At 34.0% G+C, this 18,974-nt stretch carries 12 protein-coding genes and 1 tRNA gene; 9 read left to right on the forward strand and 4 right to left on the reverse strand.

The features are described from left to right. Positions 1-9 precede the first annotated feature (9 nt). The 6 genes from purH to rodA all read left to right on the forward strand — a co-directional run bounded on the left by purH (position 10) and on the right by rodA (position 7,210). Positions 10-1,536 carry a bifunctional phosphoribosylaminoimidazolecarboxamide formyltransferase/IMP cyclohydrolase gene (gene purH, locus ACYQ5R_RS02235; RefSeq protein ID WP_460189276.1) on the forward strand — a complete coding sequence of 509 codons (1,527 nt, stop codon included), beginning with the start codon at positions 10-12 and terminating at the stop codon, positions 1,534-1,536. Positions 1,537-1,716: 180 nt separating this feature from the next. Continuing rightward, the gene (locus ACYQ5R_RS02240) at positions 1,717-2,745 is read left to right on the forward strand and encodes a rod shape-determining protein (protein WP_460189277.1); all 1,029 of its coding nucleotides are present in this window, start codon (positions 1,717-1,719) and stop codon (positions 2,743-2,745) included. 18 nt (positions 2,746-2,763) lie between these two features. Beyond that, positions 2,764-3,567: a rod shape-determining protein MreC gene (gene mreC, locus ACYQ5R_RS02245; RefSeq protein WP_460189278.1), complete on the forward strand. Its 804-nt coding sequence runs from the start codon at positions 2,764-2,766 to the stop codon at positions 3,565-3,567. Positions 3,568-3,598: 31 nt separating this feature from the next. Continuing rightward, positions 3,599-4,063 carry a rod shape-determining protein MreD gene (gene mreD, locus ACYQ5R_RS02250; RefSeq protein WP_460189279.1) on the forward strand — a complete coding sequence of 155 codons (465 nt, stop codon included), beginning with the start codon at positions 3,599-3,601 and terminating at the stop codon, positions 4,061-4,063. Further along, a complete protein-coding gene (mrdA, locus tag ACYQ5R_RS02255) occupies positions 4,063-5,940 on the forward strand; it encodes a penicillin-binding protein 2 (protein ID WP_460189280.1) in 1,878 nt (625 codons plus the stop codon). The genes mreD and mrdA overlap by 1 nt, the downstream gene beginning before the upstream one ends. After that, positions 5,921-7,210 (forward strand): rod shape-determining protein RodA, encoded by a 1,290-nt coding sequence (gene rodA / locus ACYQ5R_RS02260; protein ID WP_460189281.1) that lies wholly within the window; start codon positions 5,921-5,923, stop codon positions 7,208-7,210. Before mrdA ends, rodA begins: the two co-directional genes overlap by 20 nt. A gap of 93 nt (positions 7,211-7,303) precedes the next feature. On the opposite strand, the gene rpsT is transcribed toward rodA, so the two are convergent. The 3 genes from rpsT to proS all read right to left on the reverse strand — a co-directional run bounded on the left by rpsT (position 7,304) and on the right by proS (position 9,214). Further along, positions 7,304-7,555, reverse strand: a complete 252-nt coding sequence (rpsT, locus tag ACYQ5R_RS02265) for a 30S ribosomal protein S20 (RefSeq protein ID WP_460189282.1) — start codon at positions 7,553-7,555, stop codon at positions 7,304-7,306. Between the two features lie 30 nt (positions 7,556-7,585). After that, positions 7,586-7,657, reverse strand: a tRNA-Glu gene (locus tag ACYQ5R_RS02270). A gap of 84 nt (positions 7,658-7,741) precedes the next feature. After that, entirely contained in the window at positions 7,742-9,214 is a 1,473-nt protein-coding gene (gene proS / locus ACYQ5R_RS02275; RefSeq protein WP_460189283.1) for a proline--tRNA ligase, read from the reverse strand. Positions 9,215-9,316: 102 nt separating this feature from the next. Here proS and ACYQ5R_RS02280 point away from each other — a divergent pair, with 102 nt between their 5' ends. Beyond that, positions 9,317-10,615: a hypothetical protein gene (locus tag ACYQ5R_RS02280; protein WP_460189284.1), complete on the forward strand. Its 1,299-nt coding sequence runs from the start codon at positions 9,317-9,319 to the stop codon at positions 10,613-10,615. Positions 10,616-10,627: 12 nt separating this feature from the next. Next, positions 10,628-11,932 (forward strand): OmpP1/FadL family transporter, encoded by a 1,305-nt coding sequence (locus tag ACYQ5R_RS02285; protein WP_460189285.1) that lies wholly within the window; start codon positions 10,628-10,630, stop codon positions 11,930-11,932. A 33-nt stretch (positions 11,933-11,965) separates the two neighbouring features. Here the strand turns inward: ACYQ5R_RS02285 and ACYQ5R_RS02290 are convergent, their stop codons facing one another. Beyond that, entirely contained in the window at positions 11,966-17,638 is a 5,673-nt protein-coding gene (locus tag ACYQ5R_RS02290) for a T9SS type B sorting domain-containing protein (RefSeq protein WP_460189286.1), read from the reverse strand. Between the two features lie 445 nt (positions 17,639-18,083). Between ACYQ5R_RS02290 and ACYQ5R_RS02295 the strand changes: the two genes are divergently transcribed. Beyond that, a complete protein-coding gene (locus ACYQ5R_RS02295) occupies positions 18,084-18,974 on the forward strand; it encodes a NifU family protein (protein ID WP_460189287.1) in 891 nt (296 codons plus the stop codon).

Here is an 18,974-nt window from a genome sequence, read left to right on the forward strand (position 1 = left end):
CAACACAACATGAGCACACACAAAAAAGCAAAATCTGCACTAATTTCAGTATTTCACAAAGATGGATTAGGCCCTATAGTTCAGAAACTTGACGAATTAGGAGTTACCATTTACTCTACTGGAGGAACAGAAAAATTTATTAAAGATTTAGGTATTAACGTTGTACCTGTAGAAGACCTTACTTCTTACCCATCTATATTAGGTGGACGAGTAAAAACTTTGCACCCAAAAGTTTTTGGTGGAATTTTAACAAGAAGAGACAATGAAGGAGATGTTCAACAAATTGAACAATACGAAATACCTGAAATAGATATTGTAATTGTAGATTTATATCCTTTTGAAAAAACAGTTGCAAGTGGTGCTTCTGAACAAGATATTATTGAAAAAATTGATATTGGAGGTATTTCTCTAATTAGAGGAGCAGCTAAAAACTTTAAAGATGTTATTTGTGTTTCTTCAATGGATCAGTATGATGAGTTTTTAAATATCATTTCTGAAAATCAGGGAGCTACCTCAATAGAAGATCGCAAAAGATTTGCAGCAAAGGCTTTTGGTGTTTCTAGTCATTACGACACAGCAATTTTTAACTATTTAAATGCTGAAGAAATAGTATTTAGACAAAGTTTTGATGTATCAAGTACTTTGCGTTACGGTGAGAATCCCCATCAAAAAGGATTCTTCTTTGGAAATCTTGATGAGCTTTTTGACAAATTGCATGGTAAAGAACTCTCTTACAACAATTTATTAGATGTTGATGCTGCGGTTAATTTGATGAAAGAATTCAAAGGAGAGGCTCCAACTTTTGCCATTTTAAAGCACAACAATGCTTGTGGTTTAGCCCAAAGAGAAACTATCCATCAAGCCTATGTAGATGCCTTGGCTGGTGATCCTGTTTCTGCATTTGGCGGTATTTTAATTTCTAACACTGCAATTGATGTTGCAACAGCAGAAGAAATTCATAAGCTTTTCTGCGAAGTAGTTATTGCACCTAGTTATGATGCTGAGGCCTTAGAAATTTTAAAAGGCAAAAAGAACAGAATAATTCTTATTCAAAAAGAAATCGCATTGCCAAACACGCAATATAGAACAGCATTGAACGGTGTTTTATTTCAAGATATCGATAGCAAAACAGATGCTGCAGAAGACTTAAAAACAGTTACTAATTCTACCCCTTCTAAAGACGATATTGCAGATTTATTATTTGCTTCTAAAATTTGTAAGCACACAAAATCGAATACTATAGTTTTAGCTAAAAACAAACAATTATTAGCAAGTGGAACAGGACAAACCAGCAGAGTTGATGCATTAAATCAAGCAATTGCAAAAGCGCAACATTTTAATTTTGAATTAAACGATGCAGTGATGGCTAGTGATGCTTTCTTTCCATTTCCGGATTGTGTAGAGATTGCAAAAAATGCCGGAATTACCTCTGTAATACAACCAGGGGGTTCGATTAAAGATCAATTATCAATTGATTATTGCAACGAAAATAATATGTCTATGGTAATGACGGGAACACGTCATTTCAAGCATTAATATTCCTACTAGAAAATAAATTTTGATTCTCTGAAAATATTATAATTGTCAGTGTGTTTCGACAATCAAATATCAACTTAAAATTAGCTAAAAAACTTTTGCATTTTTGGCAATATTGGCTGTATATTGGAGTGATATTTTATTAAATTTGTAAATTAACCTCAAAAGACATTATTAGATATGGGTTTTTTTGACTTCATGACCGAAGACATTGCTATTGACTTAGGAACTGCAAATACACTTATAATACACGATGGTAAGGTGATTGTAGATCAACCATCAATAGTTGCCAGAGATATAACTACAGGAAAAATTATTGCTGTAGGAAAAGAAGCCAACTTAATGCAAGGTAAAACCCATGGCAATATCAAAACAATTAGACCTCTTAAAGATGGAGTAATTGCCGATTTTGAGGCTTCTGAACAAATGATTAAGGAGTTTATCAAAAACATTCCTTCGATTAAAAAGAAATTCTGGACTCCTGCGCTTCGCATGGTAATTTGTATTCCTTCAGGGATTACAGAAGTTGAAAAACGTGCTGTACGTGATTCAGCAGAGCACATGAATGCAAAGGAAATTTATTTGATTCATGAACCTATGGCAGCAGCTATTGGTATTGGATTAGATATTACACAGCCTAAAGGAAATATGATTATTGATATAGGTGGAGGTACAACAGAAATAGCAGTAATTGCTTTGGGCGGTATTGTTTGTGATAAATCTGTAAAAGTTGCTGGTGATGTATTTACTAATGATATTGCATATTACATGCGCACGCAACATAACCTCCATATTGGAGAGCGAACTTCAGAAAATATTAAAATTAAAATAGGAGCTGCCACAGAAGATCTAGAAACACCTCCAGAAGATATGGAAGTACAAGGTAGGGACTTATTAAGTGGTAAGCCTAAACAAGCAAAAGTTTCTTTTAGAGAGATTTCTAAAGCCCTTGATAAATCTATTTTAAGAATTGAAGATGCTGTAATGGAAACCTTATCTCAAACTCCACCAGAATTAGCTGCTGATATTTACAATACAGGTATTTATTTAGCTGGTGGCGGCTCTATGCTTAGAGGTCTAGATAAACGCTTATCTCGTAAAACCGATTTACCTGTTTATGTTGCTGAAGATCCGTTAAGAGCTGTTGTAAGAGGCACTGGAATTACTCTAAAGAGTCTTGAAAAATACAAAACAGTATTGATGCGCTAATTTACTTTATACTCGAGCATGCAGCAGATATTTAGATTTATTAAAAAGTACCGTTACTTTTTGTTATTCCTATTGCTTGAATTTATCGCTTTATTTTTTACAATTCAAAGCCATTCTTACCATAAAAGTAAATTTGTAAATTCTGCGAACAATATTACAGGCGGCTTATACAAACAGGTTCATGCTATAAACGAATTTTTCAGCCTTAAAAAGGAAAACAAACGATTAGCTCAAGAAAATGCTTTTTTAAAAAATAGTATTGCTCAATCTAATTTTAAAACTGACAGTACTTTTTATAAAAAAGGATACTTTTATATTCCTGCCAAAGTCTACAATAATAGTTATACAAAACGTAACAATTATCTTACTATTAGTAAAGGAAAACGCGATAGTATTGCTCCTGAAATGGCAGTTGTTAATAGTAAAGGAATTGTTGGAATAACAAAAAGCGTCTCTAATAATTTTGCTACAGTAATATCTGTTTTAAATGAATCTGCAATAATTAATGCAAAAATTAAAAAGAATAACTTTTATGGTTCTTTATCGTGGGATGGAAGAGATTATAGAAGGGTACAATTAAATGATTTACCTAGAGAAACACAAGTAGCAATTGGTGACACCATTACTACTGGTGGGCGATCTACTATTTTCCCAGAAGGTATCTTAATCGGAGTAGTTAAAAATATCGAAAGAAGCAACCAAGTAATTCAAAAAGTAGATGTGACTCTATTTAACGATATGAGTACCATTAACAACATTCAAGTAATTAAAAACAATTTTAAAAAAGAAATTGAAACATTAGAGCAAGAATTAAATGAATAGCGGCTCCTTACAAAATATCATATTACTATTTATGCTGGTATTATTACAAGTTTTATTGTTGAACAACATAAACTTATTTAATTACCTCAATCCTTATATTTATATTCTTTTTGTATTAATTTATCCCTTAAAAAAAGAAGGTGGATTTTTTCTAATTTTAAGCTTTGTATTGGGGCTAACTATTGATTTTTTCTCGAATTCAGGGGGTATTAATGCCGCTGCAACTCTGTTTATTGCTTATATAAGAATACCAGTATTAAATAAAATTTTAAATAAATCAGATTTCGATTTACAATCTTTTAAACTAAAAAATTTATCAATAAGCAAAATGCTTTCGTATATTTTTGTGATGACATTTATACATCATTTCATTCTGTACAGTTTGGAGTATTTTAGTTTTTCTAATTTTAGTAAAATTATAACAACCACCATTTTAAGTACCATATTTACTGTGCTTATCTTAGTACTCAGTATTGTTTTATTTTCAAGAAAATAATGAAAAGAGATTTAGTTTTATACTTTTCAATAATCTCAGTTGGAATCATTTTTATCGGTCGTTTGTTTTATTTACAAATTCTTGATAACCCTTACAAAATTGCTCCACTGAACAACGCTTCAATAAAACGAGTATATGATTATCCCGAAAGAGGATATATATACGATCGCAATGGCAAACTTATGGTATCCAATGAACAGTCTTACGATATCATGGTGATTCCTAATGAAGTTAAAAACTTAGATACCTTAGAATTTTGTTCATTACTAAATATTGACAAAGAATATTTTCTTAATAAAATAGATCGGGCAAAACGATACTCTAGAAGGCTACCCTCAGTTTTAATTCCTCAAGTCTCAAAAGAAGACTTCGCTGTTTTACAAGAAAAAATGCATAAATACATAGGTTTCTATGCGCAAAAAAGATCTATTAGAAATTATCCTTTAAAAACAGCTGCAAATGTTGTTGGATACATTAGTGAAGTTGACCAGAGAAAATTAAGAGAAAATAGCTACTATCAGCAAGGTGAACTTATAGGGTTTTTAGGTGTTGAAAAAACATATGAAAATTACTTGCGAGGCGTTAAAGGTGTAAAACGCATTCAGCGAAATAAATTTAATAAAGAAATCGGCTCTTATAAGGATGGAGATTACGATACATTATCAATTCCTGGAAAAGATATCACGCTAACTTTAGATGCAGTTCTTCAACAATATGGTGATAGTTTAATGGTTAATAAACGGGGAGGCATAGTAGCATTAGAGCCTTCGACAGGTGAAATTTTAGCACTCGTATCTGCACCTACATACGACCCAAATGATATGGTTGGTAGAAAGCGACAGGTGAATTCTACATTACTATTTGGAGATTCTATTAACCGCCCAATGTACGACAGAGGACTTCAAGCACAATATGCTCCAGGTTCCCCATTTAAAATTATTACAGCTCTTATTGGACTTCAGGAGGGGGTTATAGACGAAAGAACCATAGTTAAATGCTATAACGGATACCGGTACGGAAAAGGTAGTTTTATGGGCTGCCATCCTCATGCGAGTACAGTTGATTTAAATTTTGGCTTGTATACATCATGCAATGCATACTTTGCACAAACCTATAGAAACATCATAGACAAATATCCTACAGCTCAAGTGGGAACTGATGTTTGGAGCAAACATGCTAAAAGTTTTGGCCTCGGCAATTTTTTAGGGTACGACCTTCCTGTCGGAAGAAAAGGTAGGATTCCTGATTCAAATTTCTATAATATATGGTATCCAAATACTAGTTGGCAAGCAACCTATACCTTGTCTAATGCAATTGGACAAGGAGAAGTCGAAACTACCCCTATTCAATTAGCTAATATGACCGCCGCCATCGCAAATAGAGGGTATTATTACACCCCTCACATTGTTAAAAAAATAGATGGCAACTCTGTAGATAAAAAATATACAACAAGACATAAAACAACCATAGATAGAGAACATTTTGAACCAGTTGTAGAAGGGTTATTCGACGTGTTTGAGCACCCAAATGGAACAGCATATTCATCAAGGGTTCCAGGTATTGAAATTTGTGGTAAAACAGGGACTGCAGAAAATTACACTAGAATAGATGGTGAACGAGTTAAACTGACGGATCATTCAATTTTTGTAGCATTTGCTCCAAAAGATAATCCAAAAATTGCTGTTGCAGTATTTGTCGAAAATGGTTATTGGGGCTCTCGTTGGGCAGGGCCAATAGCGACACTTATGATTGAAAAATACTTAAACGGAGAAACCAAAAGACCATATATAGAAAGACGTATGTTTGAGGGTAGCTTGCAAGATGAATATTACAGACAGTTAAACGATCCAGAATACCGTGCAGAGAGTAAAAAATAATATATTTTCAGGAGTCGATTTTTGGCTAATTGCGCTTTATGCTATTTTAGTTGGCCTTGGCTGGTTAAATATTTATGCAGCCTCTGTTGAGGGTCCGAATCAAGAGATCTTAGATTTTAGCACACGCTATGGCAAACAACTTATTTGGATAGGACTTTCTATACCCATCATAACAATTGTACTATTTATAGAAACACGATTCTACGAACGTTTTGCATCAATATTCTACATTGGTGCAATATTATTATTAATAGGATTATTTCTTTTTGGCAAAAATATTAATGGCGCAACTTCTTGGTATGCTATTGGGCAATTTACGCTTCAGCCCGCAGAGTTTGCAAAAGCATTCACATGCTTGGCAGTTGCTAAACTTTTAAGTGATAAGGCTTTTACATTTAAGCCGTTTAAAAATCATGTAAAGGCTATTTTCTTAATAACGCTTCCAGCTTTGCTAATTACACTTCAACCCGATCCTGGGTCTGCTCTGGTCTATCTTTCTTTCTTCTTCATATTCTACAGAGAGGGACTACCAACATATTATTTTCTAATTGGAATAACTGCAGTTTTATTGTTCTTATTTACTCTTATGTTTGGTTCCATTTACGGAATACCAACAACTGCAATTTCAGTTGTTATAATAGCCATTCTATTCATACTTTACGCCGCCTCTTACAAACAAGTATATTTGAAACGTAACTGGATTTCCATAACATTAATTGCGTTAATTACAATTGGATATATATTCTTAATTCCATTTATTTTCAACAATGTATTTGAACAAAGACATAGAGACCGTTTCAATATTGTATTAGGAAAAACTACCGATACAAAAGAAATTGGTTACAATACAGACCAATCAATAAAATCAATTGCATCTGGAGGTTTTACAGGCAAAGGGTTTCTAGAAGGAGATCGAACTCAAGGAGATTTTGTACCAGAACAACATACCGATTATATATACACAACCGTTGGAGAAGAGTGGGGATTTATTGGCTCAGTGGCTGTAATATTATTATTCATAGTATTTATTTTCCGAATATTAATTGTAAGCCATCGACAAAAATCCAATTTTAGTAGAATTTATGGATATAGTATTGCAACCATTTTCTTTTTTCATTTCACAATAAATATAGGAATGGTGATAGGTGTATTACCAACAATTGGTATTCCACTTCCATTTTTTAGTTATGGAGGATCTTCCTTATGGGGCTTTACTCTACTACTATTTATTTTTATAAGACTAGATGCAAATAGATCTTTTGAATGGTAATTAAAGACTGAAGTATCGAATAATATTTAAACTTTTGACATAAAAAAACCGCTGCAAATTGCAACGGTTTATAAATCTTTGGGAAACTTCTTCTTATAAAGCAGCAACGTGCTTAGCTAACTTAGATTTTAAGTTTCCTGCTTTGTTCTTGTGAATAATATTGTTCTTAGACAACTTGTCTAACATAGCACTTACTTTAGGTAATAAAGCCTCAGCCTCACTCTTATTAGTAGTAGCTCTCAAATCTCTAACAGCATTACGCGTAGTCTTGTGTTGATATTTGTTTCTCAACTGCTTCGCTCTGTTACTTCTAATTCTCTTTAATGCAGACTTATGGTTTGCCATAATTAAATATTATTCTCAATTTTTAACTTGTAGTCCGTAGGGGAATCGAACCCCTGTTACCAGGATGAAAACCTGGCGTCCTAACCCCTAGACGAACGGACCATTAATTTCTTTCTCGTTAGCGGATGCAAATGTACAACTAATTTTGAGTTTGCAAAACATTTTTGAAAAAAAATTACTTTTTTTCTAATACGCTTTAGCAAACAATACGCGCATCTTAGAAGGAGCACCTGACAATACACAGGTACCCTCCTCTACCTCAGCATCATTAGGTATACACCTAATAGTTGCTTTTGTTAAATCTTTAATTTTATCTTCAGTTGCAGCAGTACCATCCCAATGTGCAGAAATAAAACCACCTTTAGTTTCTAGCACCTCTTTGAACTCTTCAAAAGTATCTACCTTAGTGACATGGTTGTTTCTATAATCAACAGCTTTTTTATACAGATTTTCTTGAATAGCTTCTAACGTAGTTGTAACATGTTCTACAATCCCATCAATAGATACTATTTCTTTTTCTAATGTATCTCTTCTTGCAACCTCAACTGTTCCATTTTCAAGATCTCTTGGTCCCATAGCAATTCGCATTGGCACCCCCTTTAATTCATACTCCGCAAATTTCCATCCCGGTTTATGCGTATCTCGCTTATCAAATTTAACAGACACCCCTTTTGATCTTAATTCTTTAATCAATCCAGAAATTTTATCTGAAATCGCATCTAATTGCTCCTGCTTTCTGTAAATAGGGACAATAACTACCTGTATTGGAGCTAAATTTGGAGGTAATACCAAACCATTATCATCTGAATGAGTCATTATTAAGGCACCCATTAACCTTGTAGACACTCCCCAAGAAGTTGCCCAAACATGTTCTCTCTTACCTTCTTTAGATGTAAACTGAACATCAAACGCTTTTGCAAAGTTCTGACCTAAAAAATGTGATGTTCCTGCTTGCAATGCTTTACCATCTTGCATAAGCGCTTCAATAGTATACGTCTCTAATGCACCAGCAAATCTCTCACTTTCAGATTTCTTGCCTTTTATAACAGGTACAGCCATAAAATTTTCTACAAAATCAGCATATACCCCTTGCATTTGTTTAGACTCTTCTATTGCTTCTTGTTCTGTTGCATGTGCCGTATGGCCTTCTTGCCATAAAAATTCTGCAGTTCTAAGGAACAAGCGAGTTCGCATTTCCCAACGAACTACATTTGCCCATTGATTTACCAATATTGGTAAATCTCTATAAGACTCAATCCACTTTCTATATGTATCCCAAATTATAGTTTCTGAAGTTGGCCTAACTATCAGTTCTTCCTCTAGTTTTGCTTTTTCATCAACCACAATTTTTCCGTCATCATCATTCTTTAATCTGTAATGCGTTACAACAGCGCATTCCTTTGCAAAACCATCTACATGACTTGCCTCTTTAGAAAAATACGACTTTGGAATAAACAATGGAAAATATGCGTTTTCATGTCCTGTTTCTTTAAACATTCTATCCAACTCTGCTTGCATTTTCTCCCAGATAGCATAGCCATATGGTTTAATAACCATACAACCTCTTACTCCTGAATTTTCAGCTAAGTCGGCCATTACAACCAACTCGTTATACCATTTTGAATAATCCTCAGATCTCGATGTTAATCTATTGCCCATAGTTAAAAGTTTGGCACAAATGTTGTAACCTTTATTATAATAACTTAAATTTCGACAAAACTACTTATTTTTAGTAGTTCGACATAATAAAATTAATGTATTATGAAACTTTTTCGCCCTCTTATTACAAAATTACACCCCTATCTAATAATAGCTCTTGGAGCCTTTATTTTCACATCTTGTGGAACTTACGAAAGTGCCTATAATGATGACGATGGAATTTACAGCGATGGTAGCTACAAAACTAAAGTGGTTATAGTTGAGCAATCTCCATCTAATTCTAATTACTTTATGGATGAATTAGAACGTACTGGTGTAACCGAAAATGGAGAATTAATAACAGATGTAGACGCTTATTTCTATACACCTGAGGAGAGCGAAGTTCATGATACAATAACACAGGTAATTTATGTAGAAAGTAATGAGCCTTGGGGACAAACTACTAGCGATGTTTCTGTTAATTTTAGCTTTGGAGTTGGTTTTGGTTTTGGAGCTCCATACTATGGCTATGGCTGGGGTTGGGGAGGCTATTCACCTTATTGGGGAGGTTACCCACCTTATTGGGGAGGTTACCCACCTTATTGGGGAGGTTACCCACCTTATTGGGGAAGTTACCCACCTTATTGGGGAGGTTACCCACCATATTGGGGAGGTTACCCACCATATTGGGGAGGTTACCCACCATATTATTATCGTGCTTACGATAGTTATGGAAAAAGACAAACCGCATATAATACAAGAAGAGGATATGATAATGCCAATTCTGGAAGAAGAACGAGTTCAGTAAACAATTCGGATTTTGTAAGAAGATATGGCACCACAAATAACACAAGAAATACTCGCTCTACTACTTCAACCAGCAGAAGAACGTATAATAATACAAACAATACTAGAAATACGAGAAGTACAAATTCAAGAGGATCAAGTACTCAAAACACAAGAAGTAATAGTACGAGAAGAACCTATACGCCTTCAAGATCTGCTCCTAGTAGAAGTTACACACCATCAAGAAGCTACTCACCTTCTAGATCTTCGGGATCTATGAGACGCTCAGGTGGAGTTAGAAGACAGGTTAATACCACAACTCCACCAACTAGTGCGACGCGTGAGTCTTCTAACAATGGTTCAAGAAGGTATGTAACCTATGTGAGAAAATCTGATTCTAACTCGGGAAATATATCTAACAGAAGAAATACATCTTCAAGAAAAAGTACAACAAATTACTCTAGAAACAGTTCTAATAATAGAAACAGTTATTCTAATTCAAGTACTAAAAATTCTTCTAGTAAAAGCTATACTAAATCTAGTAGAAGTTCAAGTAATAGAAGTTCTTATAGCTCAAGTAGCAGCAGATCTTCGTCTAGAAGCACATCATCATCAACCTCAAGAAGAAGAAACTAAAAGACATTCCCTATGAAACATTTATTTACACTTTTGACACTAATATGTGTCCTCGCATTGAACGCTCAATCTTTAGGCTATAACGACTTAGGAGTTTTATTTACCAACGAGCAAGACAACGGTACTGCCCGTTTTAGAGCAATGAGTGGAGCCTTTGGAGCTTTGGGCGGAGACTTAAGTGCAATAGAAATAAATCCAGCAGGAACTGCCGTATTCTTAAAAAGTGAATTTGGAATTTCTATGAATATTAGAAATCAATCTATTAACTCCAATTACTATGGCACAAATACAACTATAGAAGATGATTACACCAATTTATCGCAAATAGGAACTGTATTCGTATTTAAAAATAATATTTCTGATTGGTCTAATATGGGTATAGGGTTTAACTATAGTTTATCTAATGACTTTGATGATTTTTGGATTGCTCAAGGAAACAGTGATTATGCAACATTTATATATAATGAAGATATGGATGAAGATAATTTGTATTTAAACACGGATGGTCAATATTATGAGAATTATACCAGTGGACAAACAAATAAATACACCTTCACTTTTGCATCACAATATAAAGATAAGTTATACTTGGGAGCTTCATTCACATCACATGATATAAGACATTATCAAAGTGTTTATTTAGTTGAAGATAATTACAATGATTTAGGTGAACCTTTACCAATATATCTATCAAATTTGAATGAAGAACTTTCAACTTTTGGTTATGGATTTTCGTTCGGATTAGGTATTATCGTAAAACCAACGGACAATGTACGTTTAGGTTTAGCTTATAGATCTCCTGTATGGTATAATTTAACTGAAGAATTTTTTGATAATAACGGTTTCTTAAACGGTTTCCGCTATGATATGAGAGCACCGAGTAAATATACCGGGAGTTTTGCATATATATTTGGAAAAAACGGTTTAATAAGTGTTGACTATACGTATAGAAACTATAGCAATATTAAACTAGAACCCTCAAATGAATTTCAACCAGAAAATCAATTCTTTTCTAACAATCTTCAAGGAACATCAGAAGTTAGAGCAGGTGCAGAATGGAGGGTTAAACGTTTGAGCCTAAGAGGAGGATATAATTACAAACAGAATCCTTACAAGGATGCAATATCTTCTGACAATTTAACTGGTTTTTCAGTAGGAGCAGGTTATAATTTTGGATTTGCAAAGTTTGATTTTGCATATGAAAATACGCAAAGAACCGATGTTTACGACTTTTATCCTCAGTACGATGAAGTAGATGCTGCTGAACTCGATTTTGATACCTCCAAATGGACATTATCTTTAGTCTTTAATTTATAATAAAAAAAAGCGCCGGTTGAACCGGTGCTTTTTTTATCTTCTTATCAAGCTAAAGTTTCCTTTTCTTACTCTTACATTTCCGTTTTGTTCAGTCAATGTAGCAGTAAACCAATAATCGGTACTAGGCAACATCTCACCATTGTATATTCCATCCCAACCAATATCAGGGTCTATGCTGGCAAGTAATTTTCCAAAGCGATCAAATACGTGAATCTGACTTGAACTAAAGAAATTTGGAGTTATACCTTGAATTTTCCAAACATCGTTTTGACCATCGTTATTAGGAGTAAAGAATTTAGGGAACCCTATTACGGCAACTTCAATTTCCGCAACTCCACAATTATTCTTATCATTTACATAAATAGTCCTCACTCCAGGAGCAACATTGTCAAAATATGGTTCATCTTGATAGAATCCAATTCCTCCATTCCCATCATCTAAAGCAAACTCATAATCTCCAATTCCCAAATTTGCAGTATCAATAGTTATAGTATTATTATCTGAGTCATCTACAATCGTAATATCTGCTGGTGTAATAGTAGCAACTACAGATTCAGATACAGTAATTGTTCTTTCATCAGAATAACAAATTCCTGCACTACTTGTGTAACTAGCTACAACAGTATAAACACCACCTGAGCTAACCTCTGCTGTTGGGTCTGTACTAATAACTGCTCCCACTTCATTGGCCCATTCATAGTCATAAACTCCAATAGCATTAAACGTCTCTAAAGTAATTGGTGGGAGATTTAAACACACTGTTGCTTCAGGTATCACCTCAAACTGAGGCACAGGCTCTACAATTAATGTAACATGATGTCCGTTACCTAAACAGTCATTACCGACCTCACTATCTGCTCTCACCCAAATCTCCTGCACACCTGGACTACTTGTATTCATATAGTTTGAGGGATCAGGTATTTCATTTACCTCACTTGTAGCATCTGCTTCATTCTCATAATAATGAACTGTAATATCTATAGGAAATATAGCTTCAATTTGTGCAGTAACACTGCTAAAATCAAATGTAGCAATGTCATCACTAGTATCTACTCCATCATCGCAAGCATAAAAAGTCTCTAAGAAGTTACTTGGGATTGCCGATGGTTTAACAACTAGTTCAATTTGCACAACTCTAAAACATCCATCAGAATTTTCTACTCTAACCCAAACATCTGCATCTACATTAACTGTTTTATTTTGGTATGTTAACTCATTTGTTATTGGATCTGAACCAGATAAAGCATCAGCATTAGACTCATAATATGTAAAAGTCTCATCAGTAATATTGTTAATGATTTCCTCATTAATTTCGGTCAAATTAAATATGTTAAACCCATCAAAATCATCATCACACTGTTCTAATATATATGGCCCAGAACTCAAAGTTGGCAATTCGAAAACAACCAATTCAAAAGAAGTATCAGCAAAACAATTAGGCTCCAAATTATTATTCATTCTAACAAAAATTGTATGTCCTCCTGAAAAACTAGAATTTGAATAACTTGAAGGATTTGGAATTTGATTTAAATAACCTGCATCAGTAAAATAAGTTAAAGTAAAATCTAAGGCATTTTGTCCGTTTAAAATTTCGTTAGACTTTTGAGTTAAATCTACCGTAATAATTCCATCTGTATCTGATCCAAAACTTGTATTATCGCATTCTTCAATCGGCGTAATAACCGAAGCATCTGCAGGAAAAGGACTTTCATATAATTCCAATCCAAAACTTGTAGTAGCATAACATAGCGAATATAAATCGTTACTTACTCTTGCATAAATAGAAATTCCCCCAACACCAGTATAGGTTGTGATAGGGTTTGCACCGCTATCTGCTTCTGGCATTGTAAGGTGGTATGTAACGGTCATACCTGGAGTAGAATTTATAAATGCATCTTGAACTGTTAAATCAAAAAGCATACTACCATCATTATTATCGTCACATAAAATAATAGGTGGAGGCATATTTGCTGCAGGCTGTTCAAATATGTCAAGCTCAAAAGAAGTTGTAGCTACACAACTAGTTTCATTTATGTTTTCCATTTGCACATAAATTGTTTGACCACCAGCAACCGTGTTTTGAAAATTTATTGGATCTATAATCAAATTAACAAAACCACTATCTGTGTAATATGAAAGATTAAAAGTAGTGTTTGACTGACCATTTAAAATCTCAATCTCTTTTTGAGTTAAATCAGTAATTACAAAACCATCGTCTATTGCACCTACACTTACATCATCACACATCTGCAAAGGAGTTATAGTTGCACTATCTGTTGGAAAAGGAGAATCATACAATTCTAGGCCAAAAGATGTTGTAGTATAACATCCAATATTTAAATCGTTACTTACTCTTGCATAAATAGAAATTCCCCCAGCACCAGTATAGGTTGTGATAGGGTTTGCACCACTATCTGCTTCTAACATAGTTTCGTGGTACGTAACGGTCATTCCTGGAGTTGCATTTATCAATGCAGTTTGAATTGTTAAATCAAATAACATATTACCATCATTGTTATCATCACATAAAATGATAGGTGGTGGCATATTTGCTGTAGGCTGTTCAAATACTTCTATGGTTGCAGGATTAGAGTATAAGCCACACGAATTACCTGTTCTTGTTAAAAACACACGATATTGCTTCCCTGTATCGGTCATAACCAAATTAGAAACCATTAAACTTGAGGTTTGTGTCCCACTATAATTACCTCCGTTAGTTAAGGTATTCCAATTAACACCCCCGTCCAAGGATTCTTCCCATTGAAAAGTTTCTGCTGTAGGTACATCTATATCAAACTGAACTGACAAACCATTACAACCATTTTGATTTTCAGGTTGCTGTAAAATGTCTATTAGGGCGGCAGTTGCATAATCTGTATTTGGTAAAGTGTAACCATCAGAAGCATTTGTTACTTTACCTAAGGTATTTACCAAGGGAGGTACATCTCCTAAAAACAAATCTTCATTAGCATCAGAAAATCCTGCTTCATTCACATCAGGACATTCATCTCCATCACTATCAGAATCTATAAAATCAAAAGCGGCATCACCATCCGAATCTAAGACTGAATAATCTATTATACCGCTGTCAGGAGTGGTTTCTGCTAAATCTACTAACCCATTCGTTCCAACAACAGGCGAGTCCACAACACCGTCCCAATCCGTATCAGATAAATGAGAACCATGACCACCAGATTCATACAAATCGTATATTCCATCATTATCACTATCGATATCTAAATAATTCGGTATTACATCTCCATCAAAATCATCTCCAACATTAACTGCAGGAAATATATCGTCAAGTCCATCTTGGTTTACATCTACTCCACTTAAAGGATAATAAACTCCAAAGAATTCATAGGTGTCGGGTATACCATCATTCTCAGCATCCAGATCAAAAGCATCTTCAATGCCATCTAAATCTGAATCCAATGGAAGGCAGGTTGCTGTTAATTGAAAAGCGGCTTCATTAGAGGATGTATCTGATAAATTAATATGTTTTATAGAAATTTCTGTAACTGTATTTGCTCTAAATCTAAATGTGGTACTACCAAAAGCTATTGAGGTTCCATTTAATTTAACTCGAATATCAAAACCAGAAATTTGAGTAATTCCTGTTTCATACACACCATCATAATTGGTATCCACCAACAATTGATCATCAGGATCTTCAAGTGTTATAGTTCTATCAGACGGCACTTGAATTTGAAATTCTTCTAAATCATCTAAATCGCCTCCAATAGAATTATCTGGAGCGTAAGTTAATTCTAAATGCAACGGATTATTGAATTGTAATTGATACTCAACACTTGATTCTGTGGTCCCTAAATTTGAAGGAATAGTAGAAACGAAAAGCCCTAAATTATTTCCAGCTATAGGAGTGGCAGAAGTATTACCGACCGTCTGTATATTTCCTGAATAGGTATATCCTCCTACAGGAATTGTTCCGGTTAAAGGATCAGTTAAATCTATAATTTGATTCCCATTAGACTCAATACAATTTAATATACCATCGTTATCATTATCAATATCAATATTGTCTGGAATACCATCATTATCTGTATCATCAGGACAAATACTCACAGGCACTTCTTGAGATTCTAACACTAATCCTGAGCAGTTTAAATAACCGACTAATTTATAATTTCCAGGTAGCGTTGGGGTGTGTGTTAAGCCCGTATTTCCAGTTGAAACATACCCGGTACCATCATCAAAAAACCATTCTACACTATCAAAACTAGAATCGTTACCTACTTCCAGTTCAACATTAGGAATACAATTTCCTAAGGTTACAAAAGCTGTATCGAAATTAATTTCTGGAGCAGTTGGAAATCCAGAGTAAAATCCTCCAGAACTTGCAGCTCCGTCATAATTAAAATAACTACAGTACAATTCTCCCGTTGTTTGCACAGTAATATTACCTGTTAAATCAAGTACTTTATATGTTTCATAATTTAGATTACCTGTTACGGAAAAAGGACCAAAAGTATTAAATGAACTAATTGGTGACCCATTAATAGTTATTGTTGCTCCAACATCGGATACAATTGTAATTCCACCATCGAAATTAGTGCTTCCAATATCATCTATTTGAGCAATGTTATCTAAGATTCCGCGAGTTTCACAACTTAGAGGAGGCACAAAAAACATTCCTTGATTGGCTTCTCCATTGGTGGCTCCAATGCCTTGATAAACAAAAACATTTTGTGAAGTATTAACAAACATATTTCCATTAGAAGAATAACGATCTCCTTCTATTAAATAATAATCTCCAGCATTAATCGTTGTTTCAAAGTTTCCATTAATTGAGATATCCGTATTATCATAATGTCCAACAACCAATACGTTCTCCCAGTTATCATTTCCATCCCCTTTTACTAAAATGTACTCATCTCCAATTTTATTGGCACCTGTAATCTGATCAAAACCATAATCTCTCGAATTTCCGTTATGAAAACTTCCATTAGCCGATCCACTATTTACCACAATAGGTTTATCAGATTGGATCAAGCCTCCAATTAAACCATCTTTATTATTAGTAGGGAATGAAGTCGAAAAACTATTCATGGCAATTGTATAAGTCTCACCTTCATCTAACACAAGGTTCAAAGGGAAAATACCAGTAAAATTATCAACCTCTGTGCTATTAGAAATATCAGATATTTCAACAATAGTATTATCTTCAGTAGCCAAAATAGAAGCAAAACTTAAATAATTAGATGTTCCATTTTCATTGGTATAAGCTCCTATTCTAAATTCATAACCTAAAGCTGCATTACCCTTGCTAACCAAAGCACCTGCTTGAGCCCCATTTGCACTGACTACACGAACCGATACATAAATTTGAGAGTTCGCTTCAACAAAATATCCTTTGTCATTTTGCACGGTACTAGTTGTGCTAGGATCTACAAACAACTGCCCAAATCCATTTCCAACAAAAACTTCTTGCGGTGTTGTATTAGAAACCAAACCCGTAATCCAAGAGGTGCTTGGTTGACCAAGCGGTTTAATGGTATATTCAATCATTGCTGTACTTGGAGTAGAAATATAAATATATTGTCCTCCAGGTTGAGAAGAAGTCTCGTCAGCTGCAGTTAATGGTGGAATAAAGTGCGTGTTACTCAATTGAGCACTCGCATTAAACGATATGAATAAAAAGCATAAACATCTAAATAATAGCAAGTTAAGCTGTAGGGTTTTCATCTATAAATATAAAAAGTCTGAATATGCATATTAAGACTTTTATTTTATATAAAAGGTTTAATTATTATCCTAAACTTTTATCGTCTTATCAAACTAAAATGCCCCCTTCTGCTGCGCAGGTTTCCATCTCTATCGCTAATTCTGCCGTAAACTAATAATCTAATGATGGTAAAATTTCACCAATATAAATAATCTCCCAACCAGATTGAGGATCTATAGAAGTTATCAACTTAACAAACCTATCGAATATATGCACTTGACTTGACTCAAAAAACTTTGAGTAACACCTTTAATTTGCCAAACGCCATTATATTAACAAATATTAGGAATAATAGAAAATTCTAAACTTAGAACTATCTACCGCTAAGTTTGACTGATTGTAATTTGGACAAATATACCAAAATTGATAGCGATAGATTTAGTACTTTTGCACAAAATTTTTGATATGAGTACGACGGTTCAAATAGTATCAACAGCCAATCCTGCAATCTTAAAATTTACTAGTGAACAGATTTCGGTTAATGGTAGTTATGAATATAATAATATTGACGAAGCAAAAAATTCACAGCTTGCGCAACAATTGTTTTATTTACCTTTTGTTAAGAAGATATATGTAACTGCCAATTTTATTGCAATAGAGCGTTTTGATATAGTTGCTTGGGAAGATGTACAAAATGAAGTTCGAGAACAAATTGAAGCCTACCTTAAAGAAGGTGGTGTAATTATTAATGATGAAGAAAAAACAGGAAAAAAGACAGCTATTGAAGTGTATGCTGAAACCACACCTAATCCTGCTGTTCAAAAATTTGTTTCTAATAAAAGATTAACTTCTAAATCTTACGAATTCAAAAATATTGATGAAGCCAAAGATGCGCCTATTGCAATTGAGTTATTTAAACTACCATTTGTAAAGGAAGTCTTTATCTCAGAAAACTATATTTCTATCACTAAATTTGAAGTTGCAGAGTGGCCACAGGTTACTGCGGATGTAAGAAGTTTTATTAGAAATTATATTGCAGATGGCAATGTTCTTGTTAAAGAGTCTGCCAAAGCTGTTGAAGAAAAATCAAACATTTCTGACATTTCTAATTTAGATGAAACTTCTCAAAAAATCATTAGTATTTTAGAAGAGTATGTTCGACCTGCTGTTGCATCTGATGGCGGTAATATTCAGTTTGCCTCTTATAATGCAGATAACAAGGTAGTAGAAGTTGTTTTACAAGGTGCTTGTAGTGGCTGCCCTTCCTCTACTCTTACATTAAAAAGTGGTATAGAAACAATGCTTAAGCAAATGATACCTAATAAAATTGAGTCAGTAGTGGCTATTAACGGATAA

It is taken from the genome of Urechidicola sp. KH5, from assembly GCF_054661455.1.

Bases quoted from the DNA above. Each gene is read 5' to 3' on its own strand.
- mrdA (WP_460189280.1), top strand. From the start codon at position 4,063: ATGAAAAGAGATTTAGTTTTATACTTTTCAATAATCTCAGTTGGAATC.
- rpsT (WP_460189282.1), bottom strand. From the start codon at position 7,555: ATGGCAAACCATAAGTCTGCATTAAAGAGAATTAGAAGTAACAGAGCG.
- ACYQ5R_RS02280 (WP_460189284.1), top strand. From the start codon at position 9,317: ATGAAACTTTTTCGCCCTCTTATTACAAAATTACACCCCTATCTAATA.
- ACYQ5R_RS02295 (WP_460189287.1), top strand. From the start codon at position 18,084: ATGAGTACGACGGTTCAAATAGTATCAACAGCCAATCCTGCAATCTTA.
- proS (WP_460189283.1), bottom strand. From the start codon at position 9,214: ATGGGCAATAGATTAACATCGAGATCTGAGGATTATTCAAAATGGTAT.
- mreC (WP_460189278.1), top strand. From the start codon at position 2,764: ATGCAGCAGATATTTAGATTTATTAAAAAGTACCGTTACTTTTTGTTA.
- ACYQ5R_RS02290 (WP_460189286.1), bottom strand. From the start codon at position 17,638: ATGAAAACCCTACAGCTTAACTTGCTATTATTTAGATGTTTATGCTTT.
- mreD (WP_460189279.1), top strand. From the start codon at position 3,599: ATGCTGGTATTATTACAAGTTTTATTGTTGAACAACATAAACTTATTT.
- ACYQ5R_RS02285 (WP_460189285.1), top strand. From the start codon at position 10,628: ATGAAACATTTATTTACACTTTTGACACTAATATGTGTCCTCGCATTG.
- ACYQ5R_RS02240 (WP_460189277.1), top strand. From the start codon at position 1,717: ATGGGTTTTTTTGACTTCATGACCGAAGACATTGCTATTGACTTAGGA.
- purH (WP_460189276.1), top strand. From the start codon at position 10: ATGAGCACACACAAAAAAGCAAAATCTGCACTAATTTCAGTATTTCAC.